Source organism: Stenotrophomonas rhizophila, from assembly GCF_001704155.1.
Classification (GTDB): domain Bacteria; phylum Pseudomonadota; class Gammaproteobacteria; order Xanthomonadales; family Xanthomonadaceae; genus Stenotrophomonas; species Stenotrophomonas rhizophila_A.
In genome coordinates this window covers 197,162-213,726 of record NZ_CP016294.1, presented here as the reverse complement: position 1 = coordinate 213,726, position 16,565 = coordinate 197,162, and the positions used below count along the sequence as shown (strand labels likewise).

At 66.9% G+C, this 16,565-nt stretch carries 11 protein-coding genes; 7 read left to right on the top strand and 4 right to left on the bottom strand.

The features are described 5' to 3' along the window. Window positions 1–160 precede the first annotated feature (160 nt). The 3 genes from BAY15_RS00835 to BAY15_RS00825 all read left to right on the top strand — a co-directional run bounded on the left by BAY15_RS00835 (window position 161) and on the right by BAY15_RS00825 (window position 3,518). On the top strand, window positions 161–1,144 hold the full coding sequence (locus tag BAY15_RS00835; protein WP_237334297.1) for an alpha/beta hydrolase: 984 nt from the start codon (window positions 161–163) through the stop codon (window positions 1,142–1,144). Further along, a complete protein-coding gene (locus tag BAY15_RS00830) occupies window positions 1,141–2,766 on the top strand; it encodes a carboxylesterase/lipase family protein (RefSeq protein ID WP_068848090.1) in 1,626 nt (541 codons plus the stop codon). The genes BAY15_RS00835 and BAY15_RS00830 overlap by 4 nt, the downstream gene beginning before the upstream one ends. Before the next feature lie 161 nt (window positions 2,767–2,927). After that, window positions 2,928–3,518, top strand: a complete 591-nt coding sequence (locus tag BAY15_RS00825; RefSeq protein WP_068848089.1) for a cysteine dioxygenase family protein — start codon at window positions 2,928–2,930, stop codon at window positions 3,516–3,518. 21 nt (window positions 3,519–3,539) lie between these two features. Here BAY15_RS00825 and BAY15_RS00820 read toward each other — a convergent pair whose 3' ends face one another. Then, window positions 3,540–3,896: a hypothetical protein gene (locus tag BAY15_RS00820; protein ID WP_068848087.1), complete on the bottom strand. Its 357-nt coding sequence runs from the start codon at window positions 3,894–3,896 to the stop codon at window positions 3,540–3,542. A gap of 165 nt (window positions 3,897–4,061) precedes the next feature. Here BAY15_RS00820 and BAY15_RS00815 point away from each other — a divergent pair, with 165 nt between their 5' ends. After that, a complete protein-coding gene (locus BAY15_RS00815) occupies window positions 4,062–4,901 on the top strand; it encodes a PhzF family phenazine biosynthesis protein (protein WP_068854478.1) in 840 nt (279 codons plus the stop codon). 4 nt (window positions 4,902–4,905) lie between these two features. On the opposite strand, the gene BAY15_RS00810 is transcribed toward BAY15_RS00815, so the two are convergent. Continuing rightward, a complete protein-coding gene (locus tag BAY15_RS00810; protein WP_083214017.1) occupies window positions 4,906–8,721 on the bottom strand; it encodes a LamG-like jellyroll fold domain-containing protein in 3,816 nt (1,271 codons plus the stop codon). Window positions 8,722–8,926: 205 nt separating this feature from the next. Then, window positions 8,927–11,686: a TonB-dependent receptor gene (locus tag BAY15_RS00805; RefSeq protein WP_068848085.1), complete on the bottom strand. Its 2,760-nt coding sequence runs from the start codon at window positions 11,684–11,686 to the stop codon at window positions 8,927–8,929. Window positions 11,687–11,960: 274 nt separating this feature from the next. Here BAY15_RS00805 and BAY15_RS00800 point away from each other — a divergent pair, with 274 nt between their 5' ends. From BAY15_RS00800 to BAY15_RS00790, 3 genes are read left to right on the top strand one after another with little or no spacing between them, the layout of a single operon-like run. Further along, on the top strand, window positions 11,961–12,977 hold the full coding sequence (locus tag BAY15_RS00800) for a sugar kinase (RefSeq protein ID WP_083214240.1): 1,017 nt from the start codon (window positions 11,961–11,963) through the stop codon (window positions 12,975–12,977). Beyond that, window positions 12,964–13,602, top strand: coding sequence for a bifunctional 4-hydroxy-2-oxoglutarate aldolase/2-dehydro-3-deoxy-phosphogluconate aldolase (eda, locus tag BAY15_RS00795; RefSeq protein WP_068848083.1), 639 nt, complete (start codon window positions 12,964–12,966; stop codon window positions 13,600–13,602). Before BAY15_RS00800 ends, eda begins: the two co-directional genes overlap by 14 nt. A 5-nt stretch (window positions 13,603–13,607) precedes the next feature. After that, complete coding sequence (locus BAY15_RS00790; RefSeq protein WP_068854475.1) at window positions 13,608–13,991, top strand: hypothetical protein; 384 nt, start codon at window positions 13,608–13,610, stop codon at window positions 13,989–13,991. Between the two features lie 14 nt (window positions 13,992–14,005). Here BAY15_RS00790 and ligD read toward each other — a convergent pair whose 3' ends face one another. Then, entirely contained in the window at window positions 14,006–16,561 is a 2,556-nt protein-coding gene (gene ligD / locus BAY15_RS00785) for a DNA ligase D (protein WP_068848081.1), read from the bottom strand. Window positions 16,562–16,565 lie beyond the last annotated feature (4 nt).

The window sequence follows — 16,565 nt, the reverse complement described above, 5'->3', positions numbered from 1 at the left end:
GTCTCCCGGTGAATTGTTGCACTGCCCATCGACAGCACTTGGATGAGCTGTATATGGTAAACCGGTGTCATTGGCAATGTGCACCGCGTCAGAACCTGCACGAGCCCGGCACGCTACCGTTTGCCCACCCCTGAGAGGACTGCCGCGGATGCGTTGCGCTGTGTTGATATCCCTGTTGGTCGGCTGCCTGCTGGCCGCCGTTGCCCCACCGCCGGCCCAGGCCGTTGAGCGCCCGGTGCCGCAGAGCGAGCCCGCCCCCGGCACGCCCACCCGCATCGCGCTCTGGCCCGCCGGCAGGGTGCCCGGGGAACCCAAGCGCGCCGCGGTGCCCAACGTGGTCGAGCGCAGCGCCGACCCCGCGCTGCCGGACCGCTACATCGACAACGTCTCTGCGCCCTATCTGGTCGCCTACAGCCCGGCCAGACCCAACGGCACCGCCCTCCTGGTCATTCCCGGTGGCGGCTACCAGCGCATCGTGCTGGACAAGGAAGGCACCGCGCTGGTGCCGGCCTTCGTGGAGCAGGGCGGGGTAACCCTGTTCGTGTTGCGCTACCGGCTGCCGGCCGGGCGCGGGGACCGCCAGGCCGCACTGGCCGATGCACAGCGCGCGATGCGGGTGATCCGCGCCGGCGCAACGAAGTGGCAGCTGGATCCGCAACGGATCGGCGTGATCGGCTTTTCCGCAGGCGGCCATGTTGCTGCGCGGCTGAGCAACGGCTACGCCACCGCGCTGCCGGGCATCGGCGATGCAACCGATGCGCTCAGCGCGCGCCCGGATTTCGCGCTGCTGCTGTACCCGGTGATCGACATGGGCCGGCACGCGCACAGCGGCTCGCGCACCCGGCTGCTGGGCGAACACCCCACGCCCGCGCTGGAGCAGCAGTATTCGATGCAGGCGCAGGTCAGCGCGCAGACCCCGCCCACCTTCCTGGTCCACGCGCAGGACGACGACGTGGTCTCCGTGCACAACAGCCTGCTGTACTACCAGGCACTGCTGGCGGCGGGCGTGCCCAGTGAAATGCACCTGTTCGCGCACGGCGGGCACGGCTTCGGTGTACGCCTGCCGCCCGCTGCGCTTGCCACCCAGTGGCCCACCCTTGCGCTGCGCTGGATGCAGGCGCAGAACGGGGAGAAGGCGCCATGACGTACACCCCTGCCGACCTGCAGCGCCGCCGCTTCCTGCGCGACAGTGCGCGCTACGCAATGCTGCTGGCGGCCGGTACGTTGCCGCTGGCGTCATCGCTTGCAGGCGCGTCTACCGGCACCACCCCGACCGTTTCACTGGCGAAGGTGCGCGGCGGCCGCCTGCGCGGCCGGTATGACCAGGGCGTGCACCGTTTCCTTGGCGTGCCCTATGGCGCGGACACCGCGACCCGGCGCTTCCAGCCGGCACTGCCTGAACGGCCGTGGCGCGGGGTGCGCGATGCACTGGCCTACGGGCCGGCCGCGCCGCAGGGCAGCAAGGAGGACGGCCCCGGCAGCGAAGACTGCCTGTACCTCAACGTGTGGACGCCGGCGCTGCGCGACGGCAAGCCCCGGCCGATCCTGTTCTACATCCACGGCGGCGCGTACAACAACGGCTCCGGCAGCGACCCGCAGTACGACGGCAGCGCGCTGTGCCAGCGTGGCGATGTAGTGGTGGTCACCGTCAACCACCGGCTCAATGTGTTCGGCTACCTGTACCTGGCACAGCTGGGCGATGCGCGGTTCGCCGATTCGGGCAACGTGGGCCAGCTCGATCTCATCCAGGCCCTGCGGTGGGTGCGCGAACATGCGCACGAGTTCGGTGGCGATGCCGGCAACATCACCGTGTTCGGTCAGTCCGGCGGCGGCGCCAAGATCGCCACGCTGATGGCCATGCCCGCCGCGCGCGGCCTGTTCCAGCGTGCCTGGACGATGAGTGGCCAGCAGGTCACCGCGGCCGGGCCGCGCGCCGCTACCCAGCGCGCGCACATTGCGATGGAAGCGGTAGGCGCAACGGACGTTGACGCGCTGCTGGCGCTGCCTGCCCAGGCATTGCTGGCTGCCACCCGGGCCCGCGACCCCTCGCGGGTGGAAAGCAGCAGCCTGTACTTCGGACCGGTGGTGGATGGCCACAGCCTGCCGGTGCATCCGTTCTGGCCGCAGGCGCCGGCGCAGTCAGCGGCCATCCCCATGGTGATCGGCAACACCCACGACGAAACGCGCGCGTTCCTGGGCCACGACCCGGCCAACTTCACGCTGACCTGGGAGACCTTGCCGGCCAAGCTGGAGAAGGAACAGTTCGTCGATCTGCTGCCATCGGTGGTGATCGCCGAATATCGGCGCCTGTATCCGCACTACACGCCCTCTGATGTGTTCTTTGCCGCCACCACCGCCGGCCGCTCCTGGCGCGGGGCGGTGGAGGAACTGGAAGCACGCGCGCGGCAGGGCGCGCCCACCTGGGCGTACCAGCTCGATTGGGGCTCACCGCTGGACGGCGGCAGGCTGGGAGCGTTCCACACGCTGGATATCCCGCTGGTGTTCGACAACACCCGGGCAGAGGGTTCGCGTACTGGTGAAGCGGCCGACGCGCAGCGCATGGCGGCAGCGATGAGCGATGCCCTGATCGCCTTCGCCCGCACCGGCAACCCGCAGCACCCGGGACTGCCGCAGTGGGAGCAGTACGGGCTTGATCGCCGCCAGACGATGCTGTTCAACACCCCGCCACAGCTCGCTGACGACCCGCGTGGCGGCGAACGGCGCCTGTACCAGCAGGCCCCGTTCGTACAGCGAGGCACGATGTAGCGACACGCCACGCGCGTCCCACGCATAGTCGGCCCCACTCCAAACAACGATAGGCAGCACCAACCAAACAACGAAATCCAATAGATTTTCGGCCAAAAAGCGGTAATCAGCCGTGATTCAGATCAAACATGTCCTTAACCTCCATCGCCTAGACTGGAGGCATGCAGGACCATTGCGATCCCTTTCCGCCGTTCCATGGCCGCGATCGATTGATAGCCGCCATCGATCACGCCGTGCAGCATGACGATCCCCAGCAGATCGCCAGAACCTTGCGTGGTGCGCTCTGCGAGGCCATTGCCGACAGCCGCATCCAGCTGCCGGCCTGCGTGCACCGCCCGATCAGCGACCACTACGCACGCCGCGAGCTGTACCGCAGCCCGGCGCACGGCTACAGCATCGTGGCGATGAGCTGGGCGCCGGGGCAGGGCACGCCGCTGCATGACCACAGCGGACTGTGGTGCGTGGAAGGGGTGTGGCTGGGGCAACTGGAAGTCACCCAGTACCGGCTGCTCGAACGCAGGGGCGAACGCTTCCGCTTCCAGGCCGAGCCGTCGGTGATCGGCGACTGCGGCAGCGCCGGCAGCCTGATTCCGCCGCACGAATACCACACCATCCGCAACACCAGCGACGAGCGGCTGGCCATTTCCGTGCACGTCTACCAAGGCGAAATGACCCGCAGCGCGATCTTCGAACCCGAGCACGACGGCTGGTACGAGCGCCGCATGAAGGAAATGGAAACCGACGCCGCGTGACGCGGCGTTGCCAAGCCGCAGTCACGCGGGATGGATGCACCACACCGCTTCTTCGCCTTTGCTGAAACGGGTAAGGGAGAAACGCGCACCGGCGTAGACCTCGGTGACTCTGGCGCCCTCGGGCAACTTCAACCGCCAGTTCGGCAACGACACCCGCGCTGTGGGAAACCCTACGTGGAGTGCCCAGAACACGCCCGCGGCGTAGGCGATGACCAGTTGCACCCGGCCCGTGCCGTCGCGGACTTCAACGTGGTCCACACCGCCGTCCTCGTACTCCCGCACCCGCCAACCGTGGGTTGCGCCAGAAACGTCAGGCTGTGGGCGCGGACATACCTCGATCCGCACCGCCTCATCAATGTCGGCGACGTTGGTGTTCATAGGTGTTTCCCCAAGAGAGGTGGCGCTGTGAATCGGTGTGGTGATGACGACCAGATGCTATCTGCGGCCATTGGGGTGGTGCGTTGAAAAAGATCCTAGATTTGATGCAGGGTTCACCGCCAAGATGCACGCATGTCGCCACATCCCGCCAAGGAACCGCTGCCCATGACGTCCCACCCCTTCCTCCAGGTCAACGTCTTCAGCACCGATCCGCTGCTGGGCAATCCGCTGGCCGTGGTGCTTGATGCCGATGGGTTGAGCGATGCGCGCATGGCCGCCTTTGCGCGGTGGACCAACCTGAGCGAGACCACGTTCGTATCGAAGCCGAACGACCCGCGTGCCGATTACCGCGTGCGGATCTTCACCACGCTGGGCGAGCTGCCGTTCGCCGGGCATCCCACGCTGGGCAGTTGCCATGCGTGGCTGGCCAATGGCGGCGTGCCGCGTGGCGGGGAAATCGTGCAGGAGTGCGGGATCGGGTTGGTGCGGATCCGCCGCGATGCAGCCGGGTTGGCGTTCGAGGCGCCGCCATTGCGGCGGGAGGGGCCGTTGGACCCGTCGTTGCGCGAGCGGGTGCGGGCGGGATTGGGGGTGGCCGTGGATGAACTGGTAGATGCGCAATGGGTGGACAACGGCCCGCCGTGGTTGGCGTTGCGATTGCGCAGCCGTGCGGCCGTGTTGGCGGTGCGCCCCGATTACGCGGCGTTGGATGGGCTGATGGTGGGCGTGTTCGCGGCGTGTGGCGAAGGCGACGCGGTGGATGCACAGTTTGAATCGCGTGCGTTCATTGCCGGCGAGGCCGCACCAGAGGATCCGGTAACCGGCAGTCTCAATGCGGGTATCGCGCGGTGGTTGTTGCGGGAGAGCGCGGCGCCGGACCGGTATGTGATCAGCCAGGGCACGGTGATGGGTCGCGCCGGACGCGTGCAGGTGGAACGGGTGGGGGACGCGCTGTGGATCGGGGGTGCCTGCGTGACGTGTATCGAGGGGTCGGTGATGTTGTAGGCGGTCACTCGACCGCCACCACGTTGTTGAGCTGGGTCACTTCGGCGCCGCCATCGGCCAACATCACCCGCACCTTCAGGCCGCTGCGGTTGCCGGCCGGCAGCGGCAATGCCACCGTGGTGGTCTTCGGCACCAGATCGGTGGGCGCTGCCATTGCCGGAATTTCGGTCCGCGCCAGCTCACGCCCGTCCGCATCTTCCAGCACCGCCGTCCCCAGCGGCGTGCCCACATGCCCCAGGCTGTGCACGGTCACGTGCACCTGGCGGCCATCCACGCGCACGTCGCCACGGCCTACCGCCAGGTCGGGCCGCTGTTCCACCGGCGTGCCCGCCTGGATCAGCTCGAACTCCACCACCTGCGCCTGCCCCGGCGCGAACCGCAGTGGCACGGACGCGCTGCGCTCCAGCGTCACCTCGCGCACGTCGGCCCTGCCGTCGATCCGGTCATCCCCGTCGCGGTCGACCCCGCTGGTCATCCGCCAGGTCCCGGCGGTGACATTCCACGTGCTCATCTGCGCATCCACCGCGCGCTTGCCGGTGTTGTAGGCAATCACCTTGAAGCGCTCGGTTGAGGGCGCGTGCACCAGCAACGCCACCTTCTCGGCTGCGTCCGGCTGTTCGAAGCGCCAGCTCACCGTGTGGCCCGGCCAGCTCTGGTTGCGCTTGAGCGCGATACCGCCCAGGCGGGCGCGCTGCAGGAACTCGCTCGGTGCTTCCACCCGGTCCGACCACCAGTGGCCTTCGGTGTTCATGTACTCGCGCTGCGCCTTGGCCTGGATTCCATCGGCGTGCAGCGCTTCCAGGTACTTCTTGTCGCCAGTGGCCTGCCACGCCATCAGGCTGGTGAACCCGGTGTTGCCTGCATCGGCGTCGGCGACCAGGCCGGGGTTCCACTCCGCGCCCTTGCCCAGCACCTCGACGAAGTTTTCGCCCAGGTTGGCCAGTGCGCCAGGGCCACCCCGCTGCACGCGGTAGTCCAGCGCCTTCAGGTACTTGTCGTCGCCACTCCAGCGCCACGCCGCCCAGAACGTGTGCATGACATCGCCGCCGCCGGAGCCGTTGTTGAGCTCACCGCCGCGCACCTTGCCGGTGGCCCAGTTGATCTCGTTGGGCAGCGCCCAGCGGCCCTTGTCGTCGGTGTAGGCGTGGGCCAGGTAGCTGTCGGCCAGTCCGGTGACCAGCTTGCGGCCGGTCGGGTCGGCGTTGTACTGGCCCATCAGGAAGGCCGGGTGCAGCGCCGGGAACGAGTACGGCTTCTGCCACTGCCAGTTCGGCTCGCGGTAGACCTTGTTGCCGCCGAACCAGTTGCTGGAGAACAGCAGGTGGCCCTGCGGGTTGGGCAGGATGATGCGCTCGTCGAACGCCTTCACCGTTTCCATCAGGCGCTCCACCGTGAGCGGGTCGCCCCAGTTGAGGTAGAGCATGGCGCTGTTGGCGTTGATGCCTTCCTCGTAGGCGTGCAGCTCATCGGTTTCGATGGTGCTAAGGCCATTGGAGAACATGCCGTTGCGGTACACCGCATCGGACAGCGCGGTGAGCGAGCGGTTGAGCCGGTCCGGCTCCACGCCCATCAGCGCCAGGCCCGGCCACTGCTGGGTCAGGTCGGTGTCGTCGGAGATGCCGCCACCGAAATCGCCGTAGGCGATCTGGCGGTTGTCGATCCACCAGTCCACGAAGCGGCGCACGTACTTCAGGTCTTCGGTCTGGCGGAACGCCCACAGCGGCACGCCCTTGGGCGCATCGGGCTGCGTGAACGGCGGTTTGCCCTGGCTGTTGTAGCTGATGTAGTTCCAGTACAGCCGCCCCAGTTCGTGGTCCGGGTCGACCCGCAAGAGGTCGGTCAGGTCCGCGTACACGCGCGCATACAGGCGCTGGCGCTTGGAGGTGGTGTGCTCTTCGACCAAGAAGCCCCAGTTGTCGCGGGCCTGGTTGAAGCGGTCGGCTACATGTTCCTTTTTCGCTTCGGCGCGATCCTTGTACACCATGCGGATTTCCGCACCGTCCAGCGAGCCGGCGTTGAACCCGGGCGCACCGGAAGCGATGTTGATCCACAGGCTGTCGGCGGTGAGGATGCGGTCGCGCAGGTCCAGCCACAGCGTGCGCTTCTCGTTCGGTTTCACCGACACCGACACGTCGATCATGTCACGCGCCGGCCAGATCGGGTCTTTGATGCGGATGTTGAGCGGAATGAGCCCGTCCTTCGCCGCCGGCAGGTCCAGCGCAGGCAGGTCGATGGCCACGCCGTCCAGCCCGTCATGCATGTTTTCCCAGCTGTGCGCCCAGCTGCGGATCAACGGCTGCGCAGCGGGGGCGTCGCCCACGCCCGAAGGAATCAGCACGTGCACGATCGGCAGCGGGTTGGCCGGCAGCGTATTGGCCGCACGCCGCCGCGAACCTGCGCCCTTGGGCAGGGCCATCACGGTGCTGCGTTCGGCCGCTGGATAGCGGCCGTCGATGTAGTCGCGCAGCGCGGTGATGTTGAGGTAGTCGGGCAGCGCCTGGCTGTCGATCAGGTACCGTTGCTTGACGGTGCCCGTCGGCTCGGCCGCGTCGCTGACCTGGTAGGCCCAGATTTCCTGGATGGGGGTTTCCTGCGCGGTGTTGCGGAAGTGCAGCACCCCGCCGGTCTGCGCCGGAATCTGGTCAACGCTGCGCACCACGCCCTGCGGGCGCTGCAGCAGCGGTGTAGGCGCCGCGCTGCCCGCGCTGTGACTGAGCGCGCCAAAGGCCGCGCCGCGCACCTCGATGCGGTTGACGGTCTCACCGTCAGGCAGGGTCAGGTCGAGCTGCTGCCCGCCTTCCACATAGGTGTTCCAGTCGGGCAGCTGGAAATAGTCGTTGCGACCGGGCAGGCGCGAGCGGTTGTACACGCCCGGCCAGGTGGTCTCGGCGATGCCATCGGTGGCCTTCCACATCCACTGCTTGTGGTCTTTGGTGTCGGCGAACTCGATCTTGCGGATGCTGGTGCTGGGCGCGGTCAGCGCGGGCGGTGCCGCCGCGTCCCAGCCGAAGCGGTGGTTCCAGGCGCGCATCGCATTGCCATCGGCAACGGCAGAGGCCGGTGCCCTGTTCGCGGCAAGCGCGGCCATGCCTGCTGGGTCCAGCAGGCGGTCGTAGACGCGTATTTCGTCGACATCGCTGCCGCGCAGGAAGTTGTAGCGGCTCTGCACCTGGTACGGCGCCATCACCCGGCCGGCGAGGCCGAGCTGGTCCAGCGCGGCGTCGTAGTCGGCGGTGGTCTCCTGGCGGGCGACCTCCCTGCCGTCCACGTACAGGCGCACGCCGTGGTTCTCGTCCCAGCCGAAGGCGATGTGCTGCCACTGCTCTGGCGACGGAAGGGCATCCAGTTTGAACGACACGCGGGTACGCGCCAGGTTGGCGTCGGTCACGAAGGCATCGAAGCCGTGGCCGTTCCAGTCGATGCGCAGCCAAGCCATGTCCCAGCTGCTGTGGTCGGCATAGCCGACCCGGAAAATCACGAACGGCGCTTCACCCACCGCGTAGCGGGGGCGCCAGAAGAAGCCCAGGGTGCCGCGTTGTGCCTGGATGTTGCCGGGAGCATTCCAGGACAGCACGCCGTCGTCTTCCCACTGGATGGCCGAACCGTGTGCGCCATCGGGCACGCGTTTGACCTTGTCCTGGAAGTTCGGAACCGCGTCGCCTTGCGCGGTATCGGCGGTGAAGCCGTTGTCGGCCGACACATGGAACAGCAGCTGCGGCGCGCCCTGTGCCCAGGCGCCGGCACTGCCTCCCAGCAGCAGCACCATCAGGCTGGCGGAAAGGCGGGTACGGCGGGGCGAACGGACAACGTGCAGCGGCATGGCAGGTTCCTTTCGACAACTCAGCAGTACGGCAGTGGCGTTGGAGAGCGGCACAACGCAGTGCACGTGCGCTGCGTGCAGGCGCGCGGACATCCCGGCCGCACGCCTGCACGCAGCACACGCTAGCAAAGCAGCGGTTCCCCAACATCTTGCGTCGCAGCAGCGGCGGCGTGCACGTGCACGCCGCCGCCGGGTCTGCGATGGATCAGAACTTGTAGCGCGCGCCCAGCATGAACTGCCGGCCGGTTTCGGTGTACTGAAGCGGCAGGCGACCGGTGGCCGGCGAGTACACCCACTCGTCGCTGGCTTCGTTGGTCAGGTTCATGCCTTCCAGGCTCAGCTCCAGCTTGTCGCTGATCGCGTAGCGGATCGAGGCGTCGATGAAGGTGGTGCCGGTCATGCCGTGGGTACCGTCCACGTTGAAGCCTGCTTCGGTGCCCGGCACCTGGGTCAGGTAATCGTCGCGGTTGGTGGCCGAAACGCGGCCGGAGAACACCTTGCCTTCGTAGAACAGCGTGGCGTTCCAGCTCGACTTGGACAGACCGGTCAGGTCGGCCTTCATCACCGGCTGGCCGCTGGAGTTGATGTACTGGATCTGCGATTCAACCCAGGTGTAGTTCAACTGGATGCCCAGGTTGGACCAGTTGCCCGGCAGGAAGGTGAAGGGCTGGGTGTAGTTCGCTTCCACACCGTGCAGCTCGCCACCGGGGGTGTTGACCGGTTTGGTGTAGGTGAAGTCATCGGCCGGCGAGGCGCCGGTACCGATCAGCAGCTCGGCCGGCAGGCCGCTGGCGCTGTACGGCGCCACTTCGCGGGTGGTCTGCACGAAGCTTTCGATGTCCTTGTAGAACAGGCCGATACCGGCCATGGCGCCTTCGCTGAAGTACCACTCGAAGCCCAGGTCGACGTTGGTGGCCCGGATCGGGTCCAGGTTCGGGTTGCCGCTGGAGATCGTGCGCGCACCGCCGGCCACGGCCACCGTGGCGCCCGGGGTCAGGCTGCCCAGGCCCGGGCGGCTCATCACCTTGGCCGCACCCAGGCGGATCAGGAAGTCCGGCGCCACTTCGGCCACCACGTTGAACGAAGGCAGGGTGTCGTCGTAGCTGCGGTCCACCGTGGTGGACACGGTGCCGGTGGCCAGCGTGGAAAGACCGGTGGAGCTCTGCTTGGTCTTGACGTAGCGCACACCGAAGTTACCGGAGAACGGAATGCTGCCCAGGTCGGTGGAGAATTCGCCCATCAGGTAACCGCCGCGGTCTTCCTCATCCACGCTGCGCACGTTGTTGGCGCGCGGCGCGACGGCAAAGATGCCCGAGTTGCTGTAGATGTCGAACTGGTCGGCAATGGCGTCCAGGTTCGGCACGACCCACTGGTCGGGCGTACCGGTGATGCCCTTCAGGCCGGCCTGTTCGGTCATGTCCACCGGCACGATCTTGGTGCCGTTGGGGAAGTTGGGCACGGCCAGTTCGCTGGCGCGGCGCAGTTCCACGGTGCTGAAGGTGTAGTTCTTGGCCAGGATGCCGCCCTTCAGGCGGAAGCCGGGGCTGATGTTCCAGTTGAAATCGACCTGGCCGGTGTCGAAGTCATTGTCGACGTACTGCGGGCGCAGGCGGATTTCCGCCAGTTCCCAGCCCGCCGGGTTGGTCGGGTCGATGCCGTAGTTCAGCTTCGGGAACCGGCTGTTGCCCCGGTAGTCGTAGCTGTAACCATCCACATCGTACTTGTCCATGATGATGGTGGTCTGGATCGGGTTCTCGTGCTTTGAGCGCGAGATGCCCACCTTGCCGGACAAGGTGAAGTCATCGCCGAAGCGGTGCTGGCCGTTCAATGCGATCTGCTTGAACTCGGTGCTCCACTCGTCGTGGCGGTTTTCGGTGCGGATGTCGACGTTGTCGAATTCACCGTAGACCAGCGCGTTGTTCTCGATCACGCCGTCCTTGACGATCATGTTCGGCTTGCCGACCAGGCGCGGGGTGCTGCTGGTGCCGCGGCTGAAGGAAATGGCTTCGATGTAGTGCTCGTCGCGCTCGGCGTCGATCTTCGAGTACAGCGCATCCAGCGAGATTTCAGTGGCGTCGGTCGGCTTCCACTGCAGGGTGCCGGTCACGCCCAGGCGCTTCTGCTCGTGTTCCATCTGCACGTAGCGCGGGAAGCGCGGGTGGTAGACGTTGGCCGAACGCGCGGCGGCGAACGGCGAAGTCGCGCTGAAGTTGCCGTTGCTCGGGCCGTTGGCCCAGCGGCCGGTGTTGGAACCTTCTTCCAGCGCCTGGCGCTCGGAATAGGCCACCGACAGCAGGCCCCCGAAGGTGCCATCGGCCCAGGTGTTGGAGATCAGCGCGGCGACGCGCGGGTCGGCCTTCTCGGCCATGGCGTTGTAGCTGGCCTGGCCGCTGGCGGCGAAGGTGTAGCCGTCATAATCGAACGGACGCGCGGTGCGCAGGTCGACCGTGGCGCCCAGCGAGCCTTCTTCCACGTCGGCCGACGCGGTCTTGCGCACGATCAGCTGCGAGAACAGGTCCGAGGCGAACACGTTGAAGTCGAAGCCACGGCCGCGGTTGGTGCCGCCGCTCTGGTCGCCCGCGCCTACCGTGGTCAGTGCTTCCATGCCGTTGATGCGGACGCGGGTGAAATCCGGGCCCAGGCCGCGCACCGAGATGTTGCGGCCTTCACCGGCTTCACGGGTGATGACCACGCCCGGGACGCGCTGCAGCGACTCGGCCAGGTTCAGATCGGGGAACTTGCCGATATCCTCGGCAACGATGGCGTCGACCACGCCCGATTCGCTGCGCTTGATGTCCAGCGCCTTCTCGACGCTGGCGCGGTAGCCGGTGACGGTGACGGTATCCAGGTCGGTGGCTGTGGCCGGGGCAGGATCCTGCGCCAGGGTGGTACCGCTCAGCGCCAGGCCGATGGACAGGGCGAGCAAGGTAACCGGTGTCTTTTTATGGATGTTTCGATATTGCATGTTTTCCCTCTCCCAAGGTGCTACATGAAACAGCTATCCGGCGACATGTCAGTGCAATGACACCGCTGGTCAGGGCGGACGTTAACAGTCCGTTGGGGATCGGGCATCTTGCACCGCAACAGACTTTCAATGTCCCGTAGACGCTTGCGGGACATAGGTTCCGACAAACCGGGTTGGTGGACGAAGCCACCCGCACCGCTAGAATGACACCGCTAGCCATTACTGTCCGGGCCCTGACCCGCAGGTCATGCCCACCACGAAGGGATCCATCGCCATGAGTCGTGTTGTCTGTTTCGGGGAGTTGTTGCTGCGCATGAGCGCGCCCGGCCGTGAGCTGCTGCTGCAGACGCCGCAGCTGGCCGTGCATGCCGGCGGCGCGGAGGCCAACGTGGGGGTTTCGCTGGCCCACTTCGGGCACACCGTGCAGATGGTCAGCACACTGCCGGCCAACCCGCTGGGCCAGTTCGTGGCCGGGGAACTGCGAAAGCATGGTGTGGGCACCTCCACTGTGCAGACCCGTCCCGGCCGCATGGGACTGTACTTCCTCACCACCGGGGCGGTGCAACGCGCCAGCGAAGTGGTCTACGACCGCGTGGACTCTGCATTCTCGCTGGGCACGGCGGCCGACTACGACTGGGATTCGCTGCTGCGCGGCGCGCAGTGGCTGCACCTGTCCGGGGTGAGCCCGGCGCTGAACCCGGCGATGGCCGAGGCGACCCTGGTCGCAGCGCGCGCGGCGTGCGAACGCGGGGTCAAGGTCTCCTTCGACGGCAACTTCCGCCCGTCGCTGTGGGCGCGCTGGGAAGGCGATGCACCGCGCATCCTGCGCGAGCTGTTCGGCTGCGCCACGGTGGCGTTTGCCGACTACCGCGATATCGGCGTGGTGTTGGGCGGGCAGTTCGAGCAGGCCGCGCTGGCCGACCGCGTGGACGCCGCTGCGATACAGGCCTTCGCCGCCTTCCCGCGCCTGCAGTGGATGGCATGCACGCAGCGCACACCGGTCAGCGTGGATCACCACACGCTCGGCGCGATGCTGCTGGGCCGCGACGGCACCCGCGCGGTGGCGCCCGCGCGCGAATTGATCGGCATCGTCGACCGCATTGGCGGCGGCGATGCATTCGCTGCCGGCATCCTGCATGGCATGATGCAAGGGTTCGAACCGGACGCGATCGTGCGTTTCGGCCTGGCCGCGGCCAGCCTGAAGCATTCCATCCCCGGTGATTTCAACCCCGTCAGTGAAGCTGACGTACTGGCCCTGACGGGCGAGGAGCGATTCGATGTCCGGCGCTGATCCGCGCGTACGCGCAGTCCTGAAACTGGCCCCGGTGATTCCGGTGTACACCCCTGAAAGCGTGGACGAGGCGGTGCATGTCGCGCAGGCGCTGTTCAACGGCGGGCTGCCGGTGATCGAGGTGACCCTGCGTACCGCCATTGCGATGGAGGCGATCCAGGCGATGGTGGAAGCCGTGCCCGATGCCGTGGTCGGTGCCGGTACCGTGCTGACCGCCACCCAGATGGAGCGGGTCAAGGCCGCAGGTGGCCGCTTTGCGGTGGCGCCCGGTGCGACCGAACGGCTGTACGCCGCCGCGCGCGATACCGACCTGCCGTTCCTGCCGGGCGTGGCCACCTCGTCCGAGCTGATGCTGGGGCTGGAGCACGGGCTGGATACGTTCAAGTTCTTCCCGGCGGTGCAGGCCGGTGGCACGGCAATGCTCTCGGCATGGAACGGCCCGTTCGGCGATGTGCGGTTCTGCCCGACCGGCGGAATCAGCGCGCAGACCGCGCGCGACTTCCTGCACCTGCCCAATGTGCTGTGCGTCGGTGGGTCCTGGTTGACCACGCGGGCGCTGCTGCAGGCGCGCGATTGGGCGGGGATCGAGGAACTGGCGCGGGCGTCGGCGGCGCTGGTGGGGTGACCTCGATGTCCGCACTGTCCACCGCGAAGACCGTGGTGCTCTCGGTGCTCTGCGTCGTGGTGGCGCTGTTCGTGCTGGGCATGGTGAGCGGTGCCGGTGGATGGATCGCGCCCTGGCTGGGCTTGGGCGAGGGCGAGGTGCGGCTGGCGTGGGACCTGGGCTGGACGATCCTGGGTGGCATTGCCGCTACGGCATTTGCGGCGCGCTATGCGCCAATGTGGCCGTATGTGCATGGGGGCGTGGTGTGGGTATTGATTGCCGCCGCGTCGGTGTTTGCCGCGTGGGACCTGGGCAGCGATTACCCGTTCTGGTTCGTGGTGACGTTGTTGGTGTCGTTGCCGGTGCAGGCGATTGGAATCTGGGTTGGAGCGCGGTATCGGCCTCGGTGAGTCCGCGCGCCCGATCACAGCGCAGGCAACACCTGCTTGACCTGATCGATCCCTTCCCAGGGATCTTTCTTCAGCTTCTGCGCACGCTGCAGCGCCTTGGGCAACGCAAACGCATCGGCGGCGGTGACACGTCCCAGCTCTTCCCAGCGCAGCGGCACTGCCACGCCGGCTGATGGCCTGGCACGCAGCGACCACGAACACACGCTTGTGGCGCCGCGCGCATTGCGCAGCCAATCAATGAAGATCACGCCGGTGCGCTTGGCCTTGCTCATCGTGGCCACGTAGCGATCCGGTGCGTGCTCGGCCATCGCCTGGGCGAACGACTCGCAGAAATCCTTGGCCTGCGCCCAATCCGCCTTGGGCGTGAGTGGCACCACCACGTGCACGCCCTTGCCGCCGGACAGGCGTACGAAGCTTTCCAACCCGATCTCCTGCAGGCGGTCGCGCACATCGCGTGCTGCGGCCTTGATCGCCGCCCAGGTCACGCCCTCACCGGGATCCAGGTCGAACACCAACCGGTCCGGATGCTCGGGGTCGTCCACGCTGGCGCCCCACGGGTGCAGTTCCAGGGTGTTCATCTGCACCAGCTGCAGCAGGCCTTCGGTGTCTTCGATATAGAGGTAGTCCTCGCGGCCGCTCTTCTGCTCCAGCGGGATGGCTTCCACCGCGTCGCCCAGGCCGGTGCCGTGGTGCTTCTGGAAGAAGCACGGCTTGTCCACGCCATCGGGGCAGCGCAGCAGTGACAGCGGGCGGCGGGCGACCTCGGGCAGGATCCAGCGCGCCATCTGCCGGTAATAGTCGGCGACGTCGCCCTTGGTCAGCCTGGCGTTGGCGAACACCACACGTTCGGGGTGCGAGATGGTCACGCCGTCGGCGGCGCGATCGGGCGCTTTCGCCTTTGCGGGTGCCTTCGTCGCCTTCGCGGCCTTGGCAGGTACCGCACTGGCAGCCGCACCCAGCTCCTTGGCCGTCTTGTCTTCGCGCAGGCGCTTGAAGCTGGCCTGCCGCAGCAGCCCTTCCTTGGCCCAGCCACGGAAGGCAACTTCGGCCACCAACGTGGGTTTGACCCAATGCACGCTGCTCGCCTTGAACGGCACGTGCGAAGGCAGTTCCACGGCGGCCTTGTCGGTATCCAATGCCTTCAGCTGGCGGTGCATGGCAGCCAGCTTGGCATCATCGAAGCCGGTACCCACGCGGCCCACGTAACGCAGGCCGCTTTTTTCGGGCACAGCCATCAACAGTGAGCCGAAGCCACTGCGTGATCCCTTGGGGTCGGTGTATCCCACCACCAGGAACTCATCGGTGTTCTCGTGCTTCACCTTCACCCAGCTGGGCGAGCGCGCGTTGACGTACGGCGCATCCACCCGCTTGCTGATGATGCCTTCGAAGCCGGCCTTGCCGCTTGCCTCGAAAACCGCCGGGCCGTGATCGAGCACGTGGTCGCTGTATGCCAGTGTGCCGGGCGTGTCACCCAGCAGGTCCTTCAGCAGTGTCTTGCGTTCCAGCAGCGGCGCGCGGCTGATATCCACACCGGCCACGCCGGGCATGTCGAACACCACGTAGCGCAGCGGCTGCTTGGCGGTGCCGTCAATCACTTTCTGCAGGCCGGTGAAATCGCTGCGGCCCTGCGCATCCAGCACCACCAGCTCGCCATCCAGGCGCAGGTCGGTGACCGGCAGTGCCTGAATGGCCTGCACCACTTCCGGGAAGTCTTCCGTCCAGTTCAAGCCGTTGCGCGAGCGCAGCGCCACCACGCCATCGCGCACATCGGCCAGCAGGCGGTAGCCATCCCACTTGATCTCGTGCAGCCAGGTTTCGCCGTCGGGTGCAGTGTCGCGGTGATCGGTGAGCTGGGGTTTGAAGTCGTGGGGATAGGGCTTGTCGCGTGCATGCTCCAGCGACAGCGCGCGTTTTGCCCAGCGAGCGTCGGCGTTGCGGCGTGCAACCGGTTTGATTGTCCTGGTCGTCCTGGAAGAGCGGCTGGAGCTTGTCTTTGTGGTCGTGGTGGACTTGATGGTCTTTACGGTCTTCGTCGACGTTCGCTTCGGTGGCACAGCCTCCTCCAGCAGCGCGTCCGCGTCGGTATCGCGCGCCTCCTCGTCATCACGCTTGATCAGCAGCCACTGATGCTGCTTCCCTTTCATGTTGGTGCGCACCAGCTTCCAGCCGCCCTTGAGCCGGCTCCCATGCAGCACGAGGTCGACTTTGCCGGCGGCGATCGCCTCCAGCGGGTCGCCATCACAGGCCCACGTGCCGTGGTCGTAGACATCCACATGCCCGGCGCCGTAGTGGCCTTCGGGAATATCGCCCTCGAACGTGGCGTAGGACAGCGGGTGGTCTTCCACCTCCACCGCCAGCCGCTTCTCGCCCACGCGCAGCGACGGTCCCTTCGGCACGGCCCAGCTCTTCAGCACGCCATCGGCTTCCAACCGGAAATCGTAGTGACGTGCACTGGCGTGATGCAGCTGCACCACGAAGATGGGTCGGCGCGCGACGGCGCCCCGGCGCTCGTCGTCGGGTTCCGGGGTTTCACCGAAGCGGCGCTTGCGCCGGTACTCCTGCAATGACATGGCG

What these genes read in the sequence shown, in the direction of transcription:
- BAY15_RS00830 (WP_068848090.1), top strand. Translation starts at nt 1,141, where the DNA reads ATGACGTACACCCCTGCCGACCTGCAGCGCCGCCGCTTCCTGCGCGAC.
- BAY15_RS00825 (WP_068848089.1), top strand. Translation starts at nt 2,928, where the DNA reads ATGCAGGACCATTGCGATCCCTTTCCGCCGTTCCATGGCCGCGATCGA.
- BAY15_RS00820 (WP_068848087.1), bottom strand. Translation starts at nt 3,896, where the DNA reads ATGAACACCAACGTCGCCGACATTGATGAGGCGGTGCGGATCGAGGTA.
- BAY15_RS00815 (WP_068854478.1), top strand. Translation starts at nt 4,062, where the DNA reads ATGACGTCCCACCCCTTCCTCCAGGTCAACGTCTTCAGCACCGATCCG.
- BAY15_RS00810 (WP_083214017.1), bottom strand. Translation starts at nt 8,721, where the DNA reads ATGCCGCTGCACGTTGTCCGTTCGCCCCGCCGTACCCGCCTTTCCGCC.
- BAY15_RS00805 (WP_068848085.1), bottom strand. Translation starts at nt 11,686, where the DNA reads ATGCAATATCGAAACATCCATAAAAAGACACCGGTTACCTTGCTCGCC.
- BAY15_RS00800 (WP_083214240.1), top strand. Translation starts at nt 11,961, where the DNA reads ATGAGTCGTGTTGTCTGTTTCGGGGAGTTGTTGCTGCGCATGAGCGCG.
- eda (WP_068848083.1), top strand. Translation starts at nt 12,964, where the DNA reads ATGTCCGGCGCTGATCCGCGCGTACGCGCAGTCCTGAAACTGGCCCCG.
- BAY15_RS00790 (WP_068854475.1), top strand. Translation starts at nt 13,608, where the DNA reads ATGTCCGCACTGTCCACCGCGAAGACCGTGGTGCTCTCGGTGCTCTGC.
- ligD (WP_068848081.1), bottom strand. Translation starts at nt 16,561, where the DNA reads ATGTCATTGCAGGAGTACCGGCGCAAGCGCCGCTTCGGTGAAACCCCG.